General features: G+C 56.3%; 21 protein-coding genes. 9 read left to right on the top strand and 12 right to left on the bottom strand.

Annotated features, from left to right (window positions below; translation table 11 throughout):
- The first annotated feature begins 53 nt into the window (after positions 1–53).
- The 5 genes from ACR0EO_RS09485 (at position 54) to ACR0EO_RS09465 (ending at position 5,843) form a co-directional block, all read left to right on the top strand.
- Positions 54–1,418 carry an FAD-dependent oxidoreductase gene (locus tag ACR0EO_RS09485; protein ID WP_480689240.1) on the top strand — a complete coding sequence of 455 codons (1,365 nt, stop codon included), beginning with the start codon at positions 54–56 and terminating at the stop codon, positions 1,416–1,418.
- The gene (locus ACR0EO_RS09480; RefSeq protein ID WP_480689238.1) at positions 1,418–2,392 is read left to right on the top strand and encodes an isopenicillin N synthase family dioxygenase; all 975 of its coding nucleotides are present in this window, start codon (positions 1,418–1,420) and stop codon (positions 2,390–2,392) included. Before ACR0EO_RS09485 ends, ACR0EO_RS09480 begins: the two co-directional genes overlap by 1 nt.
- A 90-nt stretch (positions 2,393–2,482) precedes the next feature.
- Positions 2,483–3,556 carry an AI-2E family transporter gene (locus ACR0EO_RS09475; protein WP_480689236.1) on the top strand — a complete coding sequence of 358 codons (1,074 nt, stop codon included), beginning with the start codon at positions 2,483–2,485 and terminating at the stop codon, positions 3,554–3,556.
- Positions 3,557–4,246, top strand: coding sequence for a P-loop NTPase family protein (locus ACR0EO_RS09470; RefSeq protein ID WP_480689234.1), 690 nt, complete (start codon positions 3,557–3,559; stop codon positions 4,244–4,246).
- Positions 4,247–4,295: 49 nt separating this feature from the next.
- The gene (locus tag ACR0EO_RS09465; protein ID WP_480689232.1) at positions 4,296–5,843 is read left to right on the top strand and encodes a Ppx/GppA family phosphatase; all 1,548 of its coding nucleotides are present in this window, start codon (positions 4,296–4,298) and stop codon (positions 5,841–5,843) included.
- On the opposite strand, the gene ACR0EO_RS09460 is transcribed toward ACR0EO_RS09465, so the two are convergent.
- From ACR0EO_RS09460 to ACR0EO_RS09430, 7 genes are all read right to left on the bottom strand, one after another.
- The gene (locus ACR0EO_RS09460; protein ID WP_480689230.1) at positions 5,840–6,214 is read right to left on the bottom strand and encodes a hypothetical protein; all 375 of its coding nucleotides are present in this window, start codon (positions 6,212–6,214) and stop codon (positions 5,840–5,842) included. The genes ACR0EO_RS09465 and ACR0EO_RS09460 overlap by 4 nt on opposite strands.
- A 37-nt stretch (positions 6,215–6,251) precedes the next feature.
- A complete protein-coding gene (locus tag ACR0EO_RS09455) occupies positions 6,252–7,244 on the bottom strand; it encodes an endonuclease/exonuclease/phosphatase family protein (protein ID WP_480689228.1) in 993 nt (330 codons plus the stop codon).
- 4 nt (positions 7,245–7,248) lie between these two features.
- Positions 7,249–7,929, bottom strand: a complete 681-nt coding sequence (locus ACR0EO_RS09450; protein ID WP_480689226.1) for a TerB family tellurite resistance protein — start codon at positions 7,927–7,929, stop codon at positions 7,249–7,251.
- A 9-nt stretch (positions 7,930–7,938) separates the two neighbouring features.
- The gene (locus ACR0EO_RS09445; protein WP_480689224.1) at positions 7,939–8,463 is read right to left on the bottom strand and encodes an N-acetyltransferase family protein; all 525 of its coding nucleotides are present in this window, start codon (positions 8,461–8,463) and stop codon (positions 7,939–7,941) included.
- Positions 8,460–9,062: a VOC family protein gene (locus ACR0EO_RS09440; RefSeq protein ID WP_480689222.1), complete on the bottom strand. Its 603-nt coding sequence runs from the start codon at positions 9,060–9,062 to the stop codon at positions 8,460–8,462. The genes ACR0EO_RS09445 and ACR0EO_RS09440 overlap by 4 nt, the downstream gene beginning before the upstream one ends.
- A 100-nt stretch (positions 9,063–9,162) precedes the next feature.
- Positions 9,163–11,289, bottom strand: a complete 2,127-nt coding sequence (gene scpA, locus ACR0EO_RS09435; protein WP_480689220.1) for a methylmalonyl-CoA mutase — start codon at positions 11,287–11,289, stop codon at positions 9,163–9,165.
- Between the two features lie 26 nt (positions 11,290–11,315).
- Positions 11,316–12,101, bottom strand: coding sequence for a hypothetical protein (locus tag ACR0EO_RS09430; RefSeq protein WP_480689218.1), 786 nt, complete (start codon positions 12,099–12,101; stop codon positions 11,316–11,318).
- Between the two features lie 131 nt (positions 12,102–12,232).
- Here ACR0EO_RS09430 and ACR0EO_RS09425 point away from each other — a divergent pair, with 131 nt between their 5' ends.
- Entirely contained in the window at positions 12,233–12,679 is a 447-nt protein-coding gene (locus ACR0EO_RS09425; protein ID WP_480689217.1) for a DUF4174 domain-containing protein, read from the top strand.
- Between the two features lie 76 nt (positions 12,680–12,755).
- Here ACR0EO_RS09425 and ACR0EO_RS09420 read toward each other — a convergent pair whose 3' ends face one another.
- Both ACR0EO_RS09420 and ACR0EO_RS09415 read right to left on the bottom strand, forming a co-directional pair.
- Positions 12,756–14,801 (bottom strand): acetyl-CoA carboxylase biotin carboxylase subunit, encoded by a 2,046-nt coding sequence (locus tag ACR0EO_RS09420; protein WP_480689216.1) that lies wholly within the window; start codon positions 14,799–14,801, stop codon positions 12,756–12,758.
- A 117-nt stretch (positions 14,802–14,918) separates the two neighbouring features.
- The gene (locus ACR0EO_RS09415) at positions 14,919–15,122 is read right to left on the bottom strand and encodes a hypothetical protein (protein WP_480689214.1); all 204 of its coding nucleotides are present in this window, start codon (positions 15,120–15,122) and stop codon (positions 14,919–14,921) included.
- 650 nt (positions 15,123–15,772) lie between these two features.
- Here ACR0EO_RS09415 and ACR0EO_RS09410 point away from each other — a divergent pair.
- Entirely contained in the window at positions 15,773–16,924 is a 1,152-nt protein-coding gene (locus tag ACR0EO_RS09410) for a DcaP family trimeric outer membrane transporter (protein WP_480689212.1), read from the top strand.
- A gap of 75 nt (positions 16,925–16,999) precedes the next feature.
- Here the strand turns inward: ACR0EO_RS09410 and ACR0EO_RS09405 are convergent, their stop codons facing one another.
- The 3 genes from ACR0EO_RS09405 to ACR0EO_RS09395 form a co-directional block, all read right to left on the bottom strand.
- Complete coding sequence (locus ACR0EO_RS09405; RefSeq protein ID WP_480689210.1) at positions 17,000–17,353, bottom strand: hypothetical protein; 354 nt, start codon at positions 17,351–17,353, stop codon at positions 17,000–17,002.
- Positions 17,354–17,426: 73 nt separating this feature from the next.
- Positions 17,427–17,915: a DUF6497 family protein gene (locus ACR0EO_RS09400; RefSeq protein ID WP_480689208.1), complete on the bottom strand. Its 489-nt coding sequence runs from the start codon at positions 17,913–17,915 to the stop codon at positions 17,427–17,429.
- Between the two features lie 112 nt (positions 17,916–18,027).
- Positions 18,028–19,560 carry an acyl-CoA carboxylase subunit beta gene (locus ACR0EO_RS09395; RefSeq protein ID WP_480689206.1) on the bottom strand — a complete coding sequence of 511 codons (1,533 nt, stop codon included), beginning with the start codon at positions 19,558–19,560 and terminating at the stop codon, positions 18,028–18,030.
- A 183-nt stretch (positions 19,561–19,743) separates the two neighbouring features.
- On the opposite strand from ACR0EO_RS09395, the gene ACR0EO_RS09390 reads away from it, so the two are divergent.
- Both ACR0EO_RS09390 and ACR0EO_RS09385 read left to right on the top strand, forming a co-directional pair.
- On the top strand, positions 19,744–20,949 hold the full coding sequence (locus ACR0EO_RS09390) for a multidrug effflux MFS transporter (protein WP_480689204.1): 1,206 nt from the start codon (positions 19,744–19,746) through the stop codon (positions 20,947–20,949).
- 65 nt (positions 20,950–21,014) lie between these two features.
- Positions 21,015–22,415, top strand: a complete 1,401-nt coding sequence (locus ACR0EO_RS09385; protein ID WP_480689202.1) for a helix-turn-helix domain-containing protein — start codon at positions 21,015–21,017, stop codon at positions 22,413–22,415.
- The last annotated feature ends 30 nt before the right edge of the window (positions 22,416–22,445 follow it).

The following is a 22,445-nucleotide window of genomic DNA, read 5'->3' as shown; positions in this document are numbered from 1 at the left end:
CCGCCAGTTAGCTTTCATGATGGTAGCGGAAACAAAATACTCTGGAGGTCCCAGTGCACACTATTCAGGAACCCGCCCGCCAAATCCCCGTTGTTCATCAAACTGACATTCTTGTTGTAGGGTCCGGCCCTGCTGGACTTGCTGCGGCACTTGCGGCTGCGCGCGCAGGGGCCGAAGTATCTCTGGTCGATCGCTTCGGCTGCATGGGTGGTAACATCACTGCTGTGGGCGTCGAAGGGTTCGCTTGGTATCGTCATGAACAAACGGTTGAAGCGGGCGGCATCGGTATGGAATTTGAAACCCGTGCCAACGACATGGGCGCAGCCGTACCCGAAAGCCAGTCTCTCAGCTATGAGTTGGACAGCGAAGGTTTCAAGCTGGTCGCCGACAAGTTGGTCGAAGAGGCCGGCGTGCATCCGATGCTGCACCGCCAATTCGTCGCCCCGATTATGGATGGTGACCGGATCACCGGCATCATCACCGAATCCAAAGCCGGGCGTGAGGCGATTCTGGCCAAGGTCGTAATCGACGCTACTGGCGACGCCGATGTGGCCCACCGGGCAGGTGCGCCCACATACAAAACCGCAAAAGAAGATATGATGGCCGCTTCGGTCATGTTCCACCTGGCAGGTGTCGACAAACGCGCCTTTATGGAGGGCGTCAAAGCAGACCCGCAGACCTATAAAGATTGGGGTGGCGGTGGCGAATGGAACATCGAGACCAGTGGGAAAGAGGACGACATGTTCTCGCCTTTCGTCAAGAAACCGTTCCAGCAGGCCATCGATGAGGGTTTAATCCCGCCACATCTGAACACCATCGCAGGCACATGGGGTGCGATGCACGACACGGGTGAGCTGACTTACATGAATCTCATCCATCTGGCCGAGATCGATGGCACTGACCCTGACAGCCTGACGCACGGCGAGATCGAAGGCCGCCGTCAGTCCATGTTGGCCATCGAAGCATTGCGTCGCTACATGCCCGGTTGCGAAAACGCACGTCTTCGGAATTTTGGCATGACCATCGGCATCCGTGACACACGCAAGATAGACGCGATCTACAACATGACCGAAAACGACGCGCGCCATCAGGGCCGGTTCGAGGACACGATCGGCATCTATCCCGAGTTCATCGACGGTTATGGCATTCTGATCCTACCGACCACTGGGCGGTATATGCAGGTGCCCTATCGCTCGATGCTGCCCAAAGGCATCAAGGGCCTGCTGGTCGCCGGGCGCTCGCACGGCGCGGACAAAGTGGCCCACGCTGCGACCCGCAACATGGCTTGCTGCGCGGTTATGGGGCAAGGTGCGGGTATTGCCGCAGCCCTGTCGTTGAAAAGCAATCAGGATCTTCACAGCATGAACCTTGCACCCGTTCATGCTGAACTCGACCGTCAAGGCGTCAGGATTCACTGATGGATTATATCCCGACAATCGATATCACTCCTCTGAGAGAGGCTGGACACCCTGATCGCGAGAAAACGGTTCAGCAGATCATGGAGGCCTGTACTCAGATCGGCTTCTTGTCGATCACGGGCACCGGTATTCCCGAGGCAACCGTGGATGAAGTGCGGAACACCTCACGCACTATCTTTGCCATCGAAGAAGACTCCAAATGGCAGCAAGCCATCACCCGCGAGAACTATCGTGGGTTTATCCCAATGGGGTTCTTCACGCCCAACGACGGCTCGGGCAAGGCAGACAAGTACGAAGGTTACAAACTACACCACGAGGTCAGCCAAGACGCCCCTATCCGCAAAGACTGCCCACTCTACGGCCCAAATCTTTGGCCGACCGAAGTGCAGGACGCGCGCGATGTTATCCTGAACTACTGGACGATGCTGGATGGTGTGGCGGACGTTCTGCTCGCAGCACTCGAGACCGGACTTGAATTGCCGGAGCACCAGTTGCGCGATGCGTTCCGCGATCCGATGACCAACATGACCCTGCTGCACTACCCGCCCCAGGCACCGGACGAAGGTGGATATGGCATCCACCCCCACAAGGACACTGACGCGCTGACGATCATCGCACCTGACCCCGTGGGAGGACTTGAGGTGCAAACCCGCGATGGAGGCTGGATCACTCCTGATTGCCCCAAGGGCGGGTTCATCGTTAACATCGGAGACATGTTGGAGCTATGGTCAGGTGGTCGCCTGAAATCGACTCCACATCGCGTAGTTAACCGTTCGGGCAAAGAACGCTATTCTTTCCCCTATTTCGCCGTGCCCCGCCACGATGTGGTCGTCGCCCCCCTTCTAACACCCCTACCCGGCTATGATCGCCCGTCCGTTCACTGCGGCCACTGGTCGGCCGAAATCTGGCGGACCAATTGGCCAGACGAGGAAGCCCACGCAGCAACCCCGGAATTGGGCACGCTTAGCGATTAAGACACCGAATTCATCGTTACATGAAGCGCTTGCATCACGGCGCTGCATAAGCGAAGAACACCAGCAAGAGCCGAAAACAAGGGGACAGCCATGGCTTTGCCGGTGAAGGATCAGCTCAGGTACTGGGGGGTTGCGGCTGCATTTTTTGTGCTGCTGATGTGGGCACTTGGCGATGTTTTACTGCCTTTTGTCATCGGCGGGGCGATTGCCTATTTCCTCGACCCGCTCGCGGACCGGCTGGAAAACCTTGGCCTTTCACGCATGGCGGCTACCGGTATCATCACCATTGTCGGCATTCTTGGGTTCGTCTTGATGGTGTTGATGGTCGTTCCGGCCTTGATCACTCAGCTCATTGACCTGGTAGAGGTACTGCCCAGCCTGTTCAAAGAGCTGCGTGGCTTTATCGAAAAACAATTCCCGTCCCTTCTGGATAGGGAGTCCAACTCACACCAAGCGTTGGTTTCGATTGGTGAGACATTGCAGTCCAAAACCGGTGATGTCCTGCAATCGGTAGTGGCGTCTCTGGGTTCCGCAATAAACGTCGTCGTTTTGCTCGTCATTGCCCCGGTCGTTGCCGTCTACTTGCTACTGGACTGGGACCGCATGATTGCTCGCATTGGCGAGCTTTTGCCCCGCGACCACGCCCCAACGATCAAACGCCTAGCTGGTGAAATCGATGCAGTGCTGGCCTCGTTCGTTCGCGGCATGGGGACGGTGTGCCTTATCCTTGGCACATATTACGCCGTGGCCCTTATGGCCGTTGGATTGCAATTTGGCCTGATTGTGGGCTTCATTGCCGGTCTGGTAACCTTCATCCCCTATCTCGGCGCGCTGATCGGCGGCACATTGGCCATTGGTCTTGCCCTCTTTCAATTCTGGGGCGACTGGGCCCAGATTGGGCTAGTAGCCGGAATCTTTGCGCTGGGTCAGGTGACTGAGGGCAACTTTCTGACACCCAAGCTGGTCGGCAACTCGGTGGGTCTACATCCTGTTTGGCTGTTGTTAGCACTGTCAGTCTTCGGCGCGCTCTTTGGCTTTGTCGGCATGTTGGTGGCTGTGCCTGTTGCTGCGGCATTGGGCGTAGTGGCGCGGTTCCTGACATCGGTTTATCTGGATAGTCGCTTGTATACCGGCCTTGAAGGGCCGAACCAGGATAACGAATAAATGTCCCGACAACTGAGCTTTGATCTACCGGCCAAAACTGCATTGGGCCGAGAGGATTTCTTTGTCTCACCTGCAAACGCACTTGCCGTAGCAATGATCTCGGCCACGTCATGGCCGGGCAACAAGCTTGTGCTCAGCGGTCCTGCGGGAGCGGGCAAAACCCATCTGGCCCACGTCTGGGCAGCGGAAACCGGAGGCCGGATCATTCAGGCCCGGGACGTTCGTTATGACGACGTACCGAACTTGGCTCGCACTCCGGTTGCAATCGAAGACGTGCCGATGGTTGCGGGTGATCTTGAACAGCAAAAAACACTCTTTCACCTTCACAATCTGGTTCTGGCCGAAGGTCGAGCACTATTGATCACCGGTCGATTGACGCCCAATTTGTGGCAATTACCGCTGCCGGACCTGCAAAGCCGGATCGAAGGCGCGCATCACGTGGCGCTCGATCCACCTGACGATGCCCTGCTGGGGGCTGTCTTGGCCAAACTGTTCATCGACCGTCAGTTGAACCCAGGCCCCGAGGTTATCGCCTATCTCGTGAAACACATGGATCGACGCTTTGAAACCGCTGCAGAAGTGGTGGAAAGGTTGGACAGAATCGGTCTTTCGGAAAAGCGCGAAATCACTCGTGCCCTGGCTGTCAGAGTTCTGAATTCGGACGCTATTGAAAGCGAACCAGACAATTGACCGAAACCCGTTGATTTCGCAAACTAAGACCGGAAAATCTGGAAGAGACATGGATCAGACCGTCGAAACCAACATCCCAGACTGGGGTTCTTTCGGAAAGCCATTGTTCGACAACCCCGAAGCCCGCGCGCTGTCGCGTGTTGGCGTTGTCGACGTCGGGTCCAACTCGGTTCGGATGGTGATATTTGATGGGGCCGCTCGGTCCCCGGCCTATTTTTACAACGAAAAGGTCATGTGCGAACTTGGCGCAGGTCTTTCCGAGACCGGTCGCCTGAACCCGCGCGGGCGCGAGCGCGCGCTGGCCGCACTGCGCCGATTTCAGCAACTGGCCGAAGATCTGGGCCTGCCCGGGCTTCACGTCGTCGCCACAGCGGCTGTACGCGAAGCAAAGGACGGACCGGAGTTCTGCAACCAGGTAAAATCAGAAACCGGGTTAAACGTTGCGGTCATCGACGGCGAGGAAGAAGCACGCCTGTCTGCTCAAGGCGTTCTTTTGGGATGGCCGGGTGCTTATGGCCTGATCTGCGACATCGGTGGGTCATCTATGGAATTGGCCGAGATCGGTGACGGTGATGTAGGACGTCGGGTGACGTCTGCTCTGGGACCGCTGAAGCTACGCGACATCAAGGGCGGTCGGCGTGCACGCAAGGCCCATATCAAGGCTACTATGGAAGAACTGCGCGACCAGATGGGGCCGCAACGTGACCGTCTGTTCCTTGTTGGTGGTAGCTGGCGCGCCTTTGCACGTCTGGACATGCTGCGCCGTGGTTATCCTTTGAACGTGCTGCATGAATACCGCATGACCACGAAACAGGTTCACCAGACCATTAAGTTCATCGAAAAGGGTGATCCGGATAAGCTGCGTAGCCTCGCCGGCGTTTCTAGCTCGCGTATGGCGCTCATTCCCTATGCAATGGACGTACTGGCCCGACTTATCCGCACGTTCAAACCCAAGGATATAGCGATCTCAAGCTACGGCATCCGCGAAGGCCTGCTGTACGAGCAGATGCCGCAAATACTGCGCGACCGCGATCCTCTGATTGAGGCTAGCCGGTTTTCCGAAGCCAAAGATGCCCGTCTGCCAGGGTTCGGAAAGCACCTTTATGACTTTGTGATGCCGCTGTTCAAATCGGCCCCGCCCGCGCGAATTCGTCTGATCAAAGCGGCATGCCTGTTGCATGACGTCAGTTGGCGGGCGCACCCCGACTACCGGGCCGAGGTTTGCTTTGACTACGTCACCCGCGCCAATCTTGGTGGTCTTAAGCACTCTGAACGGATCTTTATCGGCCTCGCTCTTCAGCATCGGTATCGTAATAAGCGAGAAGGCAACCGGTTCGAGCCGCTATACAAATTGCTGGATGAAAAAGACCAGAAACAGGCTGAAATTTTGGGCAAAGCTATGCGGTTCGGTGCGATGTTGTGGATGCAAAACGACGCCGCGATGGGCACTTTGCGGTTTTACCCCAAAAAACGTCAGCTTGAGCTTAGGTTACCCAAGGCTGCCGGTCCGTTGTACAATGAGGTTGCCGAGGCGCGGCTGACATCGCTGGCCAATGCATTGCGATCTGAGGTGCGCGTTATTATCGGCAGACCTTAGATCTCTGTCGCGCCATCTGAGTCTTGCTCGGTTTGCTCCGGTAATTCCGGGGCCTCTTGCGGTGGTTTCTTGCGGATAATGATATCGCCATTGGGCAGCATTTCGGGCGCCTCATACGCGCTCCAATCCTGAATCTCTGCGGCGAGTTCAGCCAAGGCTGGCCCCATCTCTTCGATGAAAGATTGCATGGCCGGACCGAACTGGCTGACCATATCCTGCAAATCCTCTAGCGCAGGTTCCATTTCTTGTCGCAACCCCTCGAGGAACAGCTCAGCACCCTGCTCTATCAGAGACTTCCCGGTGTCTTCCTCGGCTCTGGCGGGCAAAGCCAAAGCAACCGTTATCGCACAGATCGGAATAAGATGTTTCATACGTCAAATATAGGTGGTGCGCCTTGGTTGTGGAAGGCTAGAGGTCGATGTCCAAAGAAACTGGAAAATGGTCGGATGCCACCAACAACGCCTCATGCAGGTCAGGGGCGGATAGGCAGGCTTCGTCGCGGAAAGGGTGCCAGATGCGCCACTCTGGACGAAGCGACCGCAAGCCAGCGCTGATCATTATGTAATCCAACAACGCCTCAAGATGTTGTCCATCAGCACGCACGAACCGGGCCGTCGACGGGATTGAGCCTGATGCAACCCCTTCAGCAGTGATAGGATGGGGATCATATAAACCGGCTTCCAAAAGGATCTCGACCGATGACCGGCCAAACAGGTTTTCGAACTCGTCCAAACCGGGGCCGTCATTCAAATCCCCCAACAGAATAACCTGCTCATCGGCCGCATCATGCGCCTCGATCCGTCGGGCTAACCAAATTGCCTGAGCCAGTTGTTTGCGCCGGTTTGCAATCGAAATACGTATCGCCTCATCACGAGACTCGGCTCCGTGTGGCGCCTTGGATTTAAGATGTGCGCCAATCATTCGGAACTGCGAACCGCTTTGGGTTTCAACAGCCAACTCCATCGGGGGCTTAGAGAACTGAACACGGTCCTCGGTTGCGTCGATATCCAGATCAATCCGAAACACACCATCGAAACGCGGAGCTTTGACATCACCGTCTTTAGGGTCATGACGCACTGTCAGCACCTGCGGATCGTAAAGCAGGGCAAGTTCCTGATGGGTGTCGTTGGCAAACCCCATGACGGCATTTGAGGTGCGCAAATCAAACGCCTCGGCAAAATTCTGGAGGGCGCGTACGGTGTTCTGCTTTTTACCGGTATTAGGCGCTTCAACGATGAGGAACGCATCCGCATCGACTGCTGTCAAAACTTTGGCGATCGCTTCGACTTGCTGTGCTTTGGTAACGCCGTGACGCCCTGACCAACTATCGTCCACAACCAATTCATCGCGGCGGTTAAACAGATTGGCGAACCATTCGATATTGTAGGTCGCCAGCCGCATTGCGTTAGGCCCTCGCGCCGTTGATCTCATCCCAAGCGCGGTTGATGTCGATCATCTTCTTTTCGGCCAATCGAATGGCCTCTTCGGGCACCCCGCGCGCCATCATTGCATCCGGATGCGTGTCGCGTACGAGTTGCCGCCAGACTTTGCGAATATCCGGCAATGGCATATCGCGTGAGACACCGAGAACCGTATAAGGATCATTAGGGGCATCAGGCACGAACCGGGCGCGCAGAGCCATGAACTGAGCCTCGGATTGGCCGAATATCCGGCTAACCTCTTCCAAAAACTCGTTTTCATTCGGGTGATAGAACCCATCAGCCATCGCGATGTGGAACAAGCCTTCCATCAAATCGCAAAGAGTGGTGCTGTCATCAGAGAACATCCGAGCGATCTTGCGCGCGTAATCCTGGTACCCGGCGACGTCGGTTCGGGCCATGTCGAAAACGCGGGCCGCACCAGCTTCGTCATCGCGCGCAATCTGAAACACATCGCGAAAGGCTGTAACCTCATCCCGTGTCACCTGCCCATCGGCCTTTGCCATTTTTGCGCCCAAAGCAATAACTGCAATCGCAAACGCGACAGACCGTTCAGGCGGCGTGCGCAGCTTCTCAAAAACAGCCGTTAGGCTTTCGCCTTGGGCAAGCGCACTCAGTGCGTCGGATATTCGGGTCCAAATCGACATGGACGTACCCTAGCGTCCCATTTCAGGACTGTCAGGTGCGATAGATCGCTCGTCAGCAAGAATTTTCTGCATCAGCACAAGATCCAGTCGCTTGCCCCATTTGAAACCGACTTCGGGCATCCGTCCAACTTCGACAAAGTCCAAGGCTGAATGAAAGGCCAGAGCCCCCAGATTGACCGCTGAAATCCCAGCCACCAGCGCGTGCACCCCCTCTGCCCGGGCGGCGTTTTCGAGCGCCGACATAAGCGATCGCCCAAGCCCCTGCCCTCGTGCCTTGGATGAAAGCTGAATGGTGTGCTCACGGGTCTGATCATACCCTGGGCCAGCCCGAAATGGGCCATAGGTTGCAAAGCCCACTATCTCCCCGCCGCTGTCAGCGACAAGGTAAGCAGGACGACGCGCAGCGATATCTTCCTTGATGCTGTCCGTACTACGCTCTTTGGTTGTGAACGTGATCAGCGTATCGCGGATGGTTTGATTTGCGATCTCGGCAATTGCCGCGGCATCCCCAAGTTCAGCGACCCGGATTTTCATTCCAACACACGGTTGCCATGCGGTGTTTCAAACTCGGCGCGCAAGGCCGCGGGCCCGGTATCGAAGACCACCTGCTCTAAGTCACCCAACAGCTTTGCAAGATCCAAGGCATCCGGGTGGAACACGACCAACCGCCTCAAACGGCATCCACTGTCCTGCAACATCTGGGCTGGATGTAGATCACCATGCCACTGGATAAGCGCTGGGAACAGATTGTCGAATGGGAGCCTACCATTCGGCGGAACTGCCATTTGCCATCTCAACGCACCTCGAGCCAAGTCGATCGGCGTTCCGACACCATCGGGGAAAACGCTCAAAGAAGCCTCGATATCTGAAACCTTGCAAATCCAGTTGTTCAGGCGAGGTGGCCCTTCGAAACGATCAAGATCAAACCATCGGGTACGCTCCAGAGTCGGAGCCTGAGGATCGATTGCAATCGCTTCAAGGTACAACCCATCTCTCAGACCCAACAATTTATTATACGTCCCAAAGGTGTCGTGCTTGCCGCCGGCCTGAAGTGGTACACCCAAGGCTTCCTCGATGTGAGCAGATGCCTCCTCTAACGTCTCGCCTGCGACAGCCAGATGATCCAGTAACACATGCGCCTCCTCAAAAAAAACGACCAGACCTGTTCGGGTCTGGTCGCATGTTTCAGCCAAAGGCTCAGGATCACAAGATTTTTCGTCGAAAAACCTGAGATCAGCTTTTGGCTTCGCCGATCAAACGCAGGATATCCTGCGCGGCCTCAGGGATGTTGGTGCCCGGGCCAAAGATGGCTTTGACACCGTGGTCGTAGAGGAACTGATAATCCTGCTGCGGGATTACGCCGCCACAAATCACGATGATGTCCTCAGCACCGGCTTTCTTCAGCTCCTCCACAAGCTGCGGCGCCAGTGTCTTGTGCCCTGCCGCCTGCGAAGAAATTCCGACCACATGCACGTCATTGTCCACAGCATCCTGAGCGGCTTCGGCTGGGGTCTGGAACAGAGGGCCGACGTCCACGTCAAATCCGATATCGGCAAACGCGGTGGCAATCACCTTGGCGCCTCGGTCGTGACCGTCCTGCCCCATTTTGACGACCAGCAGACGCGGACGGCGGCCTTCGGCTTCGGCGAAATCCTCGATGGACTTCTGAATTGCGGCAAATCCTTCGTCGCCTTCATAGGCGGCACCGTAGACACCAGCCAGCGTTTTAACCTCGGCGCGGTGACGCCCGAATTCCTTTTCCATTGCCATGCTGATCTCTCCTACGGATGCGCGGGCGCGGGCGGCCTCGACGGCAGCGGCCAGCAGGTTTCCACCCTCTTGGGCGGTCTTGGTCAAAGCTTCCAGCGCTTGTTGGCAAGCAGCCTCATCGCGGGTTGCGCGGATGCGTTCCAGACGTGCGACCTGAGCCTCACGCACAGCGACGTTGTCGACGTCCAGAATGTCGATCGGGTCTTCCTGTTGTTTGCGGTACTTGTTGACCCCGACGATCACCTCATCGCCTCGGTCGATCATGGCCTGACGACGGGCCGCGCTTTCCTCGATCCGCAGCTTTGGCATGCCGGAGGCCACGGCCTTTGTCATACCGCCCATCTCCTCGACCTCTTCCATGAGGGCCCAGGCCTTTTCAATCAGCTCGTTGGTCAGGCTTTCGACGTAGTAAGAACCCGCCAGCGGATCGACTACATCGGTGACTCCTGTCTCTTCCTGCAACACCAGCTGAGTGTTTCTTGCGATGCGGGCCGAGAAATCGGTAGGCAGCGCAATCGCCTCATCCAACGCGTTAGTGTGCAGCGACTGTGTCCCGCCCAAAACCGCGCTCATCGCCTCATAGGCGGTGCGGATTACGTTGTTATAGGGGTCCTGCTCTTGCAGAGAAACGCCCGAAGTCTGGCAGTGAGTTCGCAACATTTTCGAACGTTCGGATTTTGCACCAAATTCAGTCATCACCCGGTGCCACAGGGTACGGGCCGCGCGCAGTTTGGCGATCTCCATGAAGAAGTTCATGCCAATTGCAAAGAAGAAGGAAAGACGGCCCGCGAACTTGTCAACGTCCATCCCCGCCTCGGTCGCGGCGCGCACGTATTCGCGGCCGTCGGCCAACGTGTAGGCAAGTTCTTGTACCAGGTTCGCCCCGGCTTCTTGCATGTGGTAGCCCGAGATCGAGATCGAGTTGAACTTGGGCATCTCGTTCGACGTGAATTCGATGATGTCCGAGATAATCTTCATCGAAGGCTCAGGCGGGTAGATGTAGGTGTTGCGCACCATGAATTCTTTCAGAATGTCATTCTGAATGGTGCCCGACAGAACCGATTTGTCGTGACCCTGTTCTTCGCCAGCGACAATGAAGTTCGCCAAAATCGGGATAACCGCGCCGTTCATAGTCATAGAAACAGAGACTTTGTCCAACGGAATACCATCGAACAGGATCTTCATATCTTCGACGCTGTCGATGGCGACACCCGCCTTGCCGACATCGCCGACCACGCGCGGGTGGTCACTGTCATAGCCGCGGTGCGTCGCCAAATCGAACGCAACGGATACGCCTTGCTGACCTGCGGCCAGATTGCGGCGGTAGAATGCGTTCGACTCTTCGGCCGTTGAAAAGCCTGCGTACTGACGGATTGTCCACGGACGCCCCGCATACATGGTCGCCTTAACGCCACGCGTGAAAGGGCCAAATCCCGGCAGAGACCCCATATGCTCCAAATCGGCCGTGTCTTCCTGCGTGTAGAGCGGTTTGACGTCGATGCCTTCCAACGTTTCCTTGGTCAGATCGTCTAACGGACGACCGCGCAGCTCTTTCTCAGCCAGCGCATTCCAATCCTTTGTATCGGTCATTTCGATTTCCTCTCGTCCATTCGTTCTTAAGCAGGCGAAAAGTCGCCGCGTTCTTTTTCCTGTAGCAGGCACAACTGGGCCAAACCGTCGGCTCCTGATGCCAGCCACGACAAATCTCCTGCAAACTTTGTCATCAGGCTCAGTTCCTGAGCTCCGCTCGGTGCTTGCAGGTCGTCATCTTGGTCTTTGTTGAACCACAAATCCGTCGCCTCAGTCGGTGCAGAAATACCAATCAAAGTTGCAAGTTGCTGATCGGGGCGGCCGGCGAATTCCTCGAAGGGCAGAACCATTAGCGGCACTTGCGGAAAGGCTTGGGCAAGGTCCGCGATTACATCCTGCCAGCTGCGAGGGTGTTGAGCGATCTTGGTCCAACGCATAGTTGACCCGAATTTCTTTTTGTTCCTGAGGGCATATCCCGCCAGAGAGGACCAATACGCGGGCAACGACCGGATATTGATCACCACTTTGGTAACACGACCGGCAAAGGCCTCTGACACAAGCTGCGCGCGCAGTGCAACATCCGGATAAAGCTCTCCAGTGCTGAAGTTCTGCGGCATCATCCCCAAAAAGTTCTCTTCGCTGATCAGAAGCTGTCGGATGCCCTTTTCCTGACATTGGTCCAAATCGCTTTGCAACACCGCAATAGATTCAGGTGTCATGGATCGAAGGGCGCGCAAACTCGTTTCGCGGACGGTGTCCGGCCCCCAAACAACAACGCCTTGCTGTTCAAGCGCCCGGGCGTTGTGGCGCAGGTACTCCTGGAAACTGGTGGTCGCACAGCGATGCGCACCAAAATGCACGATGATATCCATTCGCCTAGCCCACCGTGCAGACCTGCGCCAAGCGGCACACAGACGATTTCAACATTTTTTTGAACCCAACCTGCATTCCAATGGTCGCTTTCCCATGCAGAGAGGCTATATTCGATGGAACAGGAGGCCTTATGACACGCACGCTTGCCCTTGTTTTCTCGGCACTATTCCCTCTGGCCGCAATTGCTGCCGATGGGGCTGCTCCCGTTGATGACAGCTTTGTCCGCCCCGCCGGTGACGGCGATCTGAGTGAATTCCTCTGGGTCAATCGACCCATTGTCGTCTTTGCCGACACGCCCGCTGATCCACGGTTCCAGCAGCAAATCGACATGCTAATGGAAGGCGAAGAGGCTATGCGCGATCGGGACGTCATTGTCATTACAGACACCGATCCGTCGGCACGATCACCGATCCGTTCGCAATTACGGCCACGCGGGTTCCAGATGGTATTCGTCGACAAAGACGGCGTCGTCAAACTGCGCAAACCGTCCCCGTGGAGCGTTCGCGAAATAGGGCGTTCTATCGACAAGACACCCCTACGCCAACGTGAGATCCGCGAACGGCGCGAAGGTGGCTGAACGCTTTCACCATTGGGCAAGGCCCCGGCGAAGAACGCCGGGAAAACTTGCAGATATGGTAAAAGCGCATTCATGATCACTCGAACTCGATGATCACTTCGTCCACGGCGAGGCTGTCGCCGGGGCCTGCGTTGATCTTGGCAACCACGCCTTTCTTCTCGGCGCGCAGGATGTTCTCCATCTTCATTGCCTCTACAGTGCACAATGCCTGACCTTCTTGCACCTCCTGCCCCACTTCGACGTTGATCTTCACGATCAGGCCGGGCATTGGGCAAAGCAGCATTTTCGACGTATCAGGCGGCAGCTTTTCGGGCATCAATTTGGCCAATGCGGCCTGATGCGGACGACGTACATGCACCTTCAGATCGGCACCCCGGTTACGGATACGGAAACCGCCCGAGATCTTGCCAACCTTCATGACAAGGGGGCTACCATCCACATCAACCATGGCCAGTTGATCACCTGGGGTCCAATCGGATGCAACGCGCAAAGTTTCCCCGTCAGCAAACTTGACGGTCGCACCTTCTTTATCCGCCTTGACCTTAACGTCGAACTCTTGCCCTTGCAGGGTTACATTCCAACGCTTGCCCACCTTGCGTTCGTGGTTGTCCATGCGACCCGAAACACGGGTGCGGCGAATTTCAGCCACACGGTGCATCGCAGCACAGGACGCCGCGATCCGACGCAAATCCGTTTCGGATAGTTCCACGCCTTCGAACCCTTCCGGGTATTCCTCGGCGATGAACGCAGTCGTCATATCGCCGCTGACAAATTTCGGGTGGTCCATAACGGCGGACAAAAACGGCAGGTTGTGGCCAATACCTTCGACCTCAAAGCTGTCCAGCGCCACACGCATCGCCTCAATTGCCGCTTCGCGTGTCGGAGCCCAGGTGCAAAGCTTAGCGATCATCGGGTCGTAATACATGCTGATCTCGCCGCCCTCATAGACGCCGGTATCGTTACGCACCGCAGCTTCACCTTCTGGCGCATCGCCCTGCCATTTACCATTCACCAGCATCGGGCCCGCAGCGGTTTCTTGCGGCGGACGATAGCGGGTCAAACGACCGATCGACGGCAGGAAGTTCCGATACGGGTCTTCGGCGTACAGACGGTTTTCAATCGCCCAACCGGTCAATGTCACATCATCCTGAGTGATCGACAGTTTCTCACCAGCAGCAACGCGGATCATCTGCTCGACCAGGTCGACGCCAGTGATCAACTCGGTCACTGGGTGCTCCACCTGCAAGCGAGTGTTCATTTCGAGGAAGTAGAAGTTCTTCTCGCCATCAACGATGAACTCGACCGTACCCGCGCTGGCATAGTTCACGGCCTTGGCCAACGCTACGGCCTGCTCCCCCATCGCTTTACGGGTTTCAGGGTCAAGGAACGGCGACGGCGCCTCTTCAACGACTTTCTGGTTTCGGCGCTGGATCGAGCACTCACGTTCACCCAGATAGATGCCGTTGCCGTGGCTGTCGCACAGAACCTGAATTTCGATGTGGCGTGGTTGGGTGACGAATTTCTCGATGAAGATCCGGTCGTCGCCGAACGAGTTCGCCGCCTCGTTTTTGGACGACTGGAAACCCTCACGCGCTTCTTCGTCGTTCCATGCAATCCGCATGCCTTTACCACCGCCGCCGGCGCTGGCCTTGATCATTACAGGATAGCCGATGTCGTTCGAGATTTTCACCGCCTCATCGGCGTCCTCGATCAGTCCCATGTAACCGGGAACCGTCGATACGCCCGCATCCTGTGCGATTTTCTTCGAGGTGATCTTGTCACCCATGCTTTCAATCGCGCCGACCGGGGGGCCGACAAAGGCCACGCCTTCGGCGTCCAGCGCCTCGGCGAATTTTGCGTTCTCGGATAGGAAACCATAGCCCGGGTGAACAGCCTGAGCACCGCTTTGACGGATAGCATCCATGACCTTGTCGATCACGATATACGACTGGTTCGCAGGCGGTGGGCCAATGTGCACGGACTCATCTGCCATAGACACATGCAACGCGTTGCGGTCCGCGTCCGAATAAATGGCCACGGTGCCAATGCCCATCTTGCGAGCGGTCTTGATTACCCGGCAGGCGATCTCACCCCGGTTGGCGATCAGGATCTTGTTGAACATGGAACGTCCTTTGTCTTGGTGTTCTGGAAACGCAAAACGCTGCCACAGGGTACGGCCCCCATGACAGCGTTTCGCGCGATGACGGTCGGGGCGACACGCACCCCGAAATTTTCGGTGTTACTTACAGTTGTTCTGCGTCTTGCAGTAGAGCACGTTGCCCGCGGCACCGACCACAGCTCCGAACAACGGGTCCGCATTGACGACCGCCGCGCCCACCGCGCCTGCTCCGCCGCCCAATAGCGCCTGTTCGCCGGTGCTGTCACCGCAGGCCGCAAGCCCCGCGCACATTGCAAGTGCAAGTATAGGTTGTGAGATTTGCATTTTTTCTGCCCTTCTGAGTTTATGGATCTCTTGGGGGTCAGATGCCGAAAACACTCGCTGATATTCAATAACAGACTGCGAATATCGGCATAATGCGCAGGTTTATGCTGCAAGTAGGCTAATACTTGCAAAAAGAAAAACGCGGGCAGGTATTTGTGGGAGCCACAAGCCTGCCCGCGGAAGGAAGGGGTACGGAATAGTAGGTGCTTGTGCGACGCAGGCAAAGTAGAGCCGCACGGCCCATTCACCATGCACGGAGTAAGTGTGGCTGCAAATGGCGTTTTACGTGCCAAGAATATTCCGGCTGGATTTTGCCCATTCGGCAAATCTCCGCGCAGAAAGGCGCCTATACGCCCGTTTTGACGACCGTTCACGACGAACCGAACTGGCGTCACATTCCCGTTAAAAATCAATTTAGAAGCTGAACTTTCTGCGCCTGCAAGATCACATTTCGCAGCTGCAAAGCCGAAAAAATTCTCATGGTTTTGCCGCGTGTTGAACGTTCGCTTCACCGCGAGGTGAGCGGGCGCGTTCTCTCGCACAACTTTTCTCGAGAAACGAAGGCTTTTTCGTCCCGTTGTCGTGATTTCCCTGCGATTGCGACCCGTGGAACGGTGCCGGTGCACACTCGCATACAAGGAAATACCCATATGATTACAATCAGAAAAAAGGCACTCCTGCTCGCTGCCTCTGCTCTTGGTGTGACCGGCACTCTGGCATTTGCAGACGACGCGCAGACACAGGCCGAGTTGGACGCGTTGCGCGCCCGCGTCGAAGCGCTTGAGGCCACAAACCCCGGTTCGGGCACTGGTGATCTGCGCGTCGGAAACACGACTTTGGACGTCTACGGCTATGTTAAGGCCGATTTCTTTTACGACTTCGAATTCGATCAGGGGGACACTGCATTCGTAAACGTCATTGGTGAGCCGTCTGCCGCGACCAGTGGCACCTTTGGGGCCACAGCTCGTCAGTCGCGGATTGGGTTGCGCACCAGCACGCCAACTGATCTTGGCAACATCGCCGGCCAATTGGAGGTTGACCTGTTCGCCTCGAACGGAACAGCCGAATTCCGATTGCGTCACGCCAATATCCGCGTTGGCGACGCTTGGCTGATTGGTCAGTACTGGACCAATTTCCAACCCTTGGACACCTACCCGACCTCGGTTGAATTCAATGGTCCTGTGGGGATTGCTTTCGCCCGTGTTCCACAGGTCCGCTACACCAACACGTTCGGAACCAAAACGAGCTTTGCTGTTTCGGTTGAAGAAAACGTCAGCGGTTCGAACTCTCGGGATCCGGCTCTGACCGCTTCTGCGGAGTACAATGATGGGAAATACATTGCCCGAGCATCTGCCCTGTATGGCAAGGCCGAAAGCGGTGGTGTCGAGGTTGATCAGACCGGCTTTACTCTGTCCGGCTCGGTCCGCCCTTGGAAAGGCGGTCTGTTCCAAGTCAACTATGTGACCGGCGAAGCGCTGGGGCCCTATCTGATCGGGCTTGGTGATCCCATCGTCAACGGTCAGGCCAATGATGTTGACGGCTACACGATTGAGCTCCGCCAAGACATTGGCGCAAAATGGAATGTCGGCATCGCTTACGGCAAAGAGGATTACGACCTCCCCACCTCGACTGGCACGCTGGCCTTTACTGAGCTTGAGACCGTCCACGTCAACGCGTTTTACAAAGCGACGGACAATCTGACCCTCAGCGCCGAGTACATTTATGGCGAGCGGAACGACGCCTCGACCGGCCGTACCTTTGACGGCAACCGGGTCCAGATGGCCGCACAGTTGAACTTCTGAACGCACGGCCGCGCCCTGCCCGACTTCGGGCAGGGTTTGTTTCGTAGGCACATATGCGACAGAAGATTGCACGGCTCAACGGACCCTATCGAAAATATCAGGGAACGAGACACGGGCCACATCCGGATCAATGACCAAAAGCGCATCATAGCTGGCCGGATCAAACGGATCTTCGGCCGGAACGACCTCTCTCTCGAACAACCAGCTCAGGCGTCCGGCATCCAAGTTGCCACGCTCAAACGGTTGGTCGCCAAAGTGCTCCCACAAAGCTTCCATAAATCCTGCGTCAGCGCGGCGATCTGCGGGTTTACGGTCCCGAAAACGTTCACGTCGTGTCAGGGGGGTAACGCCCTTGGGGTTCGCCCGTCGGATGGTGAATTGGAAATCTGTGCCGGCAAGACGCCCTGGAAAACCGCGATGCTTCAGCATTTTAGCCCCTCTACATTTGTGTTCATCAAGGACCACGGGGATGCGCAGAAAATGTTGCAGGTGACAACCATGATCAAATCCCCCCATCCCAGACACATTGGGTGTCCTGTAAAAGGAATTCCTCGAAGAACTGAGTGGCATCAGGCGAAGAATGCCCAAACTCAATTGGGCGGTCAGACAATGAGATCACCACCCGCGCCGGCTCAAGCTCGTAGCGCTTTACGTATGCGATCGCGAGGGTCTGGCACAAATGCTCCATGTCCACTGCAGCGACATCAATTCCGATCCGACCGGCGGTGTAACCAATCTTGGGCGCGATAAAGCGAAACCGCACCCAGAGCTCTCCTGGATTGTCATCCAAAAGCACATCACTCAGATGAACAGGCTGCCCAGACGGGACCGGCAGCGATGGCCGAGTTTCTGAAAGAGCCGGAAAAGACCAAAAGATCAGTGGCAGGATAAAGGCGCGACTCCAGACCCGTCGGGGACGAGCTCCTCTCTCCGGAGTCGCGCGCGCTTGGCTATTCGCCCGCGCTTTTCTATGCCTGACAAGACGTGTCATTTACCAACTTTAGTCTCAAAGTCAAACTTGCCGCTCGGCAGGTTTTTGCTGGCCAGTCCAAGGGAAAATCCCCAAGAGGCACTTGGCCAGCACCATGCACGATGCGACTTCCTTACAGCGGAATATTGTCGTGCTTTTTCCACGGGTTCTTCAGCTGCTTATTCCGCAGGCTGGCGAACGCGCGCGAGACACGGCGGCGGGTCGATTGCGGCATGATGACCTCATCGATGAAACCACGCTCGGCGGCGACGAAGGGGTTCGCAAAGCGATCTTCGTAATCCTGCGTGTGCTGAGCGATCTTCTCGGCATCACCCAAATCAGCACGGTGAATGATCTCGGTCGCGCCTTTGGCACCCATCACAGCGATTTCTGCCGTGGGCCAAGCATAGTTGAAATCACCACGCAGGTGTTTCGACGCCATAACGTCATATGCACCGCCATAGGCTTTGCGGGTGATCACGGTGACCTTTGGAACTGTCGCTTCACCATAAGCAAACAGCAGTTTCGCGCCGTGCTTGATGACGCCGCCATATTCCTGCGAAGTGCCCGGCAAGAAGCCTGGAACATCGACCAGGGTCAGGATCGGGATCTCGAAACAGTCGCAGAAGCGTACGAAACGCGCAGCCTTGCGCGAGCTGTCGATGTCCAGACAACCAGCTAGAACCATCGGCTGGTTTGCAACTACACCGACGGTCTGGCCTTCCAAACGGATAAAGCCCGTGACCATGTTCTTGGCGAAGTCTTCCTGAATCTCGTAGAAGTCTCCCTCATCCGCCACTTTGGTGATGAGCTCCTTCATGTCGTACGGCGTGTTCGGGTTGTCGGGGATCAGGGTGTCCAGCGAGGTCTCAATGCGGTCAGGTTCGTCAAAGAACGGACGCACCGGAGGTTTCTCGCGGTTGTTGAGCGGCAAGAAGTCGACCAAACGGCGCACTTCGGCCAATGCCTCAACATCATTTTCAAACGCGCCATCGGCAACCGAAGACTTCTTGGTGTGGGTGGACGCTCCGCCCAGTTCTTCCGCGGTCACAACCTCGTTAGTTACGGTTTTCACAACATCCGGGCCGGTCACGAACATGTAGGACGTATCTTTGACCATAAAGATAAAGTCGGTCATAGCGGGGCTGTAAACAGCGCCACCCGCACAGGGGCCCATGATCACGCTGATCTGCGGCACCACGCCCGAGGCCATGATGTTGCGCTGGAATACTTCCGCATAGCCCGCCAGAGAGGCCACGCCTTCTTGGATTCGCGCGCCACCCGAGTCGTTAATTCCGATCACTGGCGCGCCGTTCTGGATCGCCATATCCATGATCTTGCAGATTTTCTGCGCATGGGTTTCTGACAGAGACCCACCGAAAACGGTGAAGTCCTGGCTGAACACATACACCATTCGACCATTGATTGTGCCCCAACCGGTGACGACGCCGTCACCCGCAGGCTTTTGTTTTTCCATCCCGAAATCGGTGCAGCGATGGTTAACGAACATATCGAACTCTTCGAAACTGTTTTCGTCCAACAGCAACTCAATCCGTTCGCGGGCAGTCAGCTTTCCTCGCGCGTGCTGCGCGTCGATGCGCTTTTGCCCACCTCCCAACCGCGCGTCGTTGCGGCGGTCTTCAAGCTCGGACAGGATGTCTTTCATGGCGATAATCCCCTGTGAAATTTGGCGAGACACTATACGCATAAGCAACAGGGCCAAAGCATCTTTCGGCAAATTTGCAAATATATGGCAACTAACTTCTGGAAAATTGTAAACTTGCTAAGTTTCAGATTGAAACACTGTCTTGGATAGCATTCCCTGAAACGGTCACTATACATGTGAACCATGCAGTTCAGTTCATCATCGGCGCACCGGTCGCCTCCCACGATTTCAACATTGGTTTTGCTGTCAGGGCTCTCGGCACTCAGCCTGAACCTGTTCCTGCCCAGCCTGCCGAATATGGCCCTGCACTTTCAGACTGACTACAAGGTTATGCAATTGTCGATTGCACTGTACCTTTTGGTGAACGCGGTTCTGCAGATCCTGATCGGACCTATTGCAGATAAGGCCGGTCGCAGGCCTGTTTTGCTCTGGGGATTGACTTTATTTCTGGTTGCCACGCTCGGATGCATCTATGCGCCCAATGCTGAGCTGTTTCTGGCATTTAGAATGTGCCAAGCGGTTGTGGTCGTCGGGATGGTGTTGAGTCGCGCTGCGGTTCGCGATCTTTATGATCAAGATCAGGCCGCATCGATGATCGGCTATGTCACGATGGGAATGGCCGTCGTCCCAATGATCGGCCCGGCCATCGGCGGGATTTTAGAAGAGAGCTTCGGCTGGAAAGCTAATTTCTGGCTGCCCTTCGGGCTTGGGGTTCTAACACTCCTGCTAACCTTCGCCGACTTTGGTGAAACCGGCGCCAAGAGCGGCAAGACTTTGGTACAGCAATTCAGGGAATACCCGGAACTGCTCCGGTCGCCGCGGTTTTGGGGGTATTCGCTGTCGTCCGCGTTTTCGTCAGGCTCATTCTTTGCGTATTTAGGTGGCGCACCTTTCATTGGCACCGAACTGTTCGGCCTCTCTGCTGCGGAGCTCGGCGTGTACTTCGGAGCCCCGGCGCTTGGCTACTTTTTTGGGAACTTTTTTAGCGGCAGATACTCCGTTCGGTTCGGCGTCAATCGAATGGTCCTCTGGGGATGTTGGCTAAATGCAATCGGCGTTGCGATATCAGCTGCCTTGTTCTTGGCGGGTTACGGCTCGGCGCTTAGCTTCTTTGGCTTCATGACATTTGTTGGGGTCGGAAATGGCATGACAATACCCAACGCGACCTCTGGCGCTTTGTCCGTCCGCCCCCATCTGGCGGCTACCGCGTCGGGCTTGAGCGGAGCGATCATGCTGGGCGGTGGAGCGGGCCTGAGCGCATTCGCCGGTGTCCTGCTCACTCAAGAAACGGGCGCAATGCCGCTGTTATGGCTAATGCTGGCAACCTCAGCCCTGGCGATCGGCGCAATTGCCATCGTCATTCGCCGCGAACGCCAACTCGGCCTGTGACACGCCTTGCACGAGAGACTTTGCAAAGCTAGCTTGCGACTTTAGGAAAGTTGCAAAGGCACGCTATGGCGACCCAAAAGCTCTACGCTGGTGCGAAACTGCGCGAAATGCGCACGCGCCTTACACTTACGCAGAAAGAATTTGCGGCCAAACTTGGTGTTTCGCTCCCTTATCTGAATCAGATGGAGAACAATAACAGGCCGATTTCAACAACAGTCGTGTTGGCGTTAGCTCAGGAATTCGGAATGGACGTGACCGAACTGAGCACCGGCGACAGCGAGCGTTTGGTCTCGGACATGCGCGAAGCATTGGCAGACCCCGTGTTTGACGACGCAATTCCCCCATTGGCTGATCTGCGACTCACAGCCTCAAACGCTCCAGCACTGGCCCGGGCATTCATTGCTCTGCACAGGACGTATCGGCAAACTCATGAACGTCTGGCTTCTCTGGATGAGGCCCTTGGCCGTGAAGACGCTCAGATTCAAGCCAGCCCGTGGGAAGAGGTCCGAGATTTCTTCCACTATTGCGACAACTATATCGACGCGGTTGATCGGGCCGCCGAACGGTTTGCCGAACGCGCTGAGGCTTCGGGCGGTGTAAGGGCAGCGGCAATCGAAAGCCTTGCTGAACGGGGAATTCGGGTGCAGTTCGTTGAGATCGAAGAGACACGTAAGTTCGATGCCGATAGTAAGACGCTTCTTTTATCGTCGCGAACGGCTCCGCAGACGCAAGTGTTTCAACTGTTGCTGCAGGTCGCCTTGATTAGCCAAGACAAGCTGCTTGAGGCGACACTGGACTTTGCCAAATTCCAAAGCGAAGAGGCTCGCGCGATTGCAAAAATCGGTCTGGCGAACTACTTCGCCGGGGCCTCGTTGATGCCATACGGAGTCTTTCTGGCGTCAGCGCAGGAATACCGGCACGATCTGGAATTGCTCAGCAACCGTTTTGGCGCATCAATTGAACAGGTGGCCCACAGGCTTTCGACGCTGCAACGCCCGGGCGCCAAAGGCATCCCTTTCTTTTTCGTCCGGGTCGATCAGGCGGGGACAATCACTAAACGCCACTCAGCCACACGATTGCAATTTGCCCGGTTTGGAGGCGCATGTCCTCTTTGGAATGTCCACCGCGCTTTCGAGACCCCGGGCCATTTCCTGCGACAACTCGCGGAAACGCCGGATGGCGTCCGCTATATCTCGCTCGCTCGGGATGTGTCGAAATCGGGCGGGTCCTACGGCGCACCTGTGCGCCGTTATGCCATCGCCCTCGGTTGCGAAGTCCGTCATGCCGAAGCGCTGGTCTACGCGGACAACCTCGATATCAACAATGCCAGCGCCTACGAACCCATAGGCATCTCTTGCCGGATCTGCGAGCGGCAAACATGTCACCAACGGTCGGTACCGCCATTGGAACGGCGCCTGTCTATTGACGCGCATACCCGCGGCACTCTGCCCTACGAAGTCACCTGAACTTCAGCCAACACAGAGTAACCAGGGCTT

It is taken from the genome of Ruegeria sp. BE9, from assembly GCF_056538765.1.
The sequence above is the reverse complement of the archived record's forward strand: the minus strand, read 5'-3'. Positions and strand labels throughout refer to the sequence as shown.

Excerpts from the sequence above, each read along its gene's own strand:
- ACR0EO_RS09470 (WP_480689234.1), top strand. The coding sequence starts at position 3,557 with ATGTCCCGACAACTGAGCTTTGATCTACCGGCCAAAACTGCATTGGGC.
- ACR0EO_RS09415 (WP_480689214.1), bottom strand. The coding sequence starts at position 15,122 with ATGCAAATCTCACAACCTATACTTGCACTTGCAATGTGCGCGGGGCTT.
- ACR0EO_RS09455 (WP_480689228.1), bottom strand. The coding sequence starts at position 7,244 with ATGCGGCTGGCGACCTACAATATCGAATGGTTCGCCAATCTGTTTAAC.
- ACR0EO_RS09480 (WP_480689238.1), top strand. The coding sequence starts at position 1,418 with ATGGATTATATCCCGACAATCGATATCACTCCTCTGAGAGAGGCTGGA.
- ACR0EO_RS09460 (WP_480689230.1), bottom strand. The coding sequence starts at position 6,214 with ATGAAACATCTTATTCCGATCTGTGCGATAACGGTTGCTTTGGCTTTG.
- ACR0EO_RS09390 (WP_480689204.1), top strand. The coding sequence starts at position 19,744 with ATGCAGTTCAGTTCATCATCGGCGCACCGGTCGCCTCCCACGATTTCA.
- ACR0EO_RS09425 (WP_480689217.1), top strand. The coding sequence starts at position 12,233 with ATGACACGCACGCTTGCCCTTGTTTTCTCGGCACTATTCCCTCTGGCC.
- ACR0EO_RS09450 (WP_480689226.1), bottom strand. The coding sequence starts at position 7,929 with ATGTCGATTTGGACCCGAATATCCGACGCACTGAGTGCGCTTGCCCAA.
- ACR0EO_RS09445 (WP_480689224.1), bottom strand. The coding sequence starts at position 8,463 with ATGAAAATCCGGGTCGCTGAACTTGGGGATGCCGCGGCAATTGCCGAG.
- ACR0EO_RS09465 (WP_480689232.1), top strand. The coding sequence starts at position 4,296 with ATGGATCAGACCGTCGAAACCAACATCCCAGACTGGGGTTCTTTCGGA.
- ACR0EO_RS09395 (WP_480689206.1), bottom strand. The coding sequence starts at position 19,560 with ATGAAAGACATCCTGTCCGAGCTTGAAGACCGCCGCAACGACGCGCGG.
- ACR0EO_RS09410 (WP_480689212.1), top strand. The coding sequence starts at position 15,773 with ATGATTACAATCAGAAAAAAGGCACTCCTGCTCGCTGCCTCTGCTCTT.
- ACR0EO_RS09385 (WP_480689202.1), top strand. The coding sequence starts at position 21,015 with ATGGCGACCCAAAAGCTCTACGCTGGTGCGAAACTGCGCGAAATGCGC.
- ACR0EO_RS09400 (WP_480689208.1), bottom strand. The coding sequence starts at position 17,915 with ATGACACGTCTTGTCAGGCATAGAAAAGCGCGGGCGAATAGCCAAGCG.
- ACR0EO_RS09475 (WP_480689236.1), top strand. The coding sequence starts at position 2,483 with ATGGCTTTGCCGGTGAAGGATCAGCTCAGGTACTGGGGGGTTGCGGCT.
- ACR0EO_RS09430 (WP_480689218.1), bottom strand. The coding sequence starts at position 12,101 with ATGGATATCATCGTGCATTTTGGTGCGCATCGCTGTGCGACCACCAGT.
- scpA (WP_480689220.1), bottom strand. The coding sequence starts at position 11,289 with ATGACCGATACAAAGGATTGGAATGCGCTGGCTGAGAAAGAGCTGCGC.
- ACR0EO_RS09405 (WP_480689210.1), bottom strand. The coding sequence starts at position 17,353 with ATGCTGAAGCATCGCGGTTTTCCAGGGCGTCTTGCCGGCACAGATTTC.
- ACR0EO_RS09420 (WP_480689216.1), bottom strand. The coding sequence starts at position 14,801 with ATGTTCAACAAGATCCTGATCGCCAACCGGGGTGAGATCGCCTGCCGG.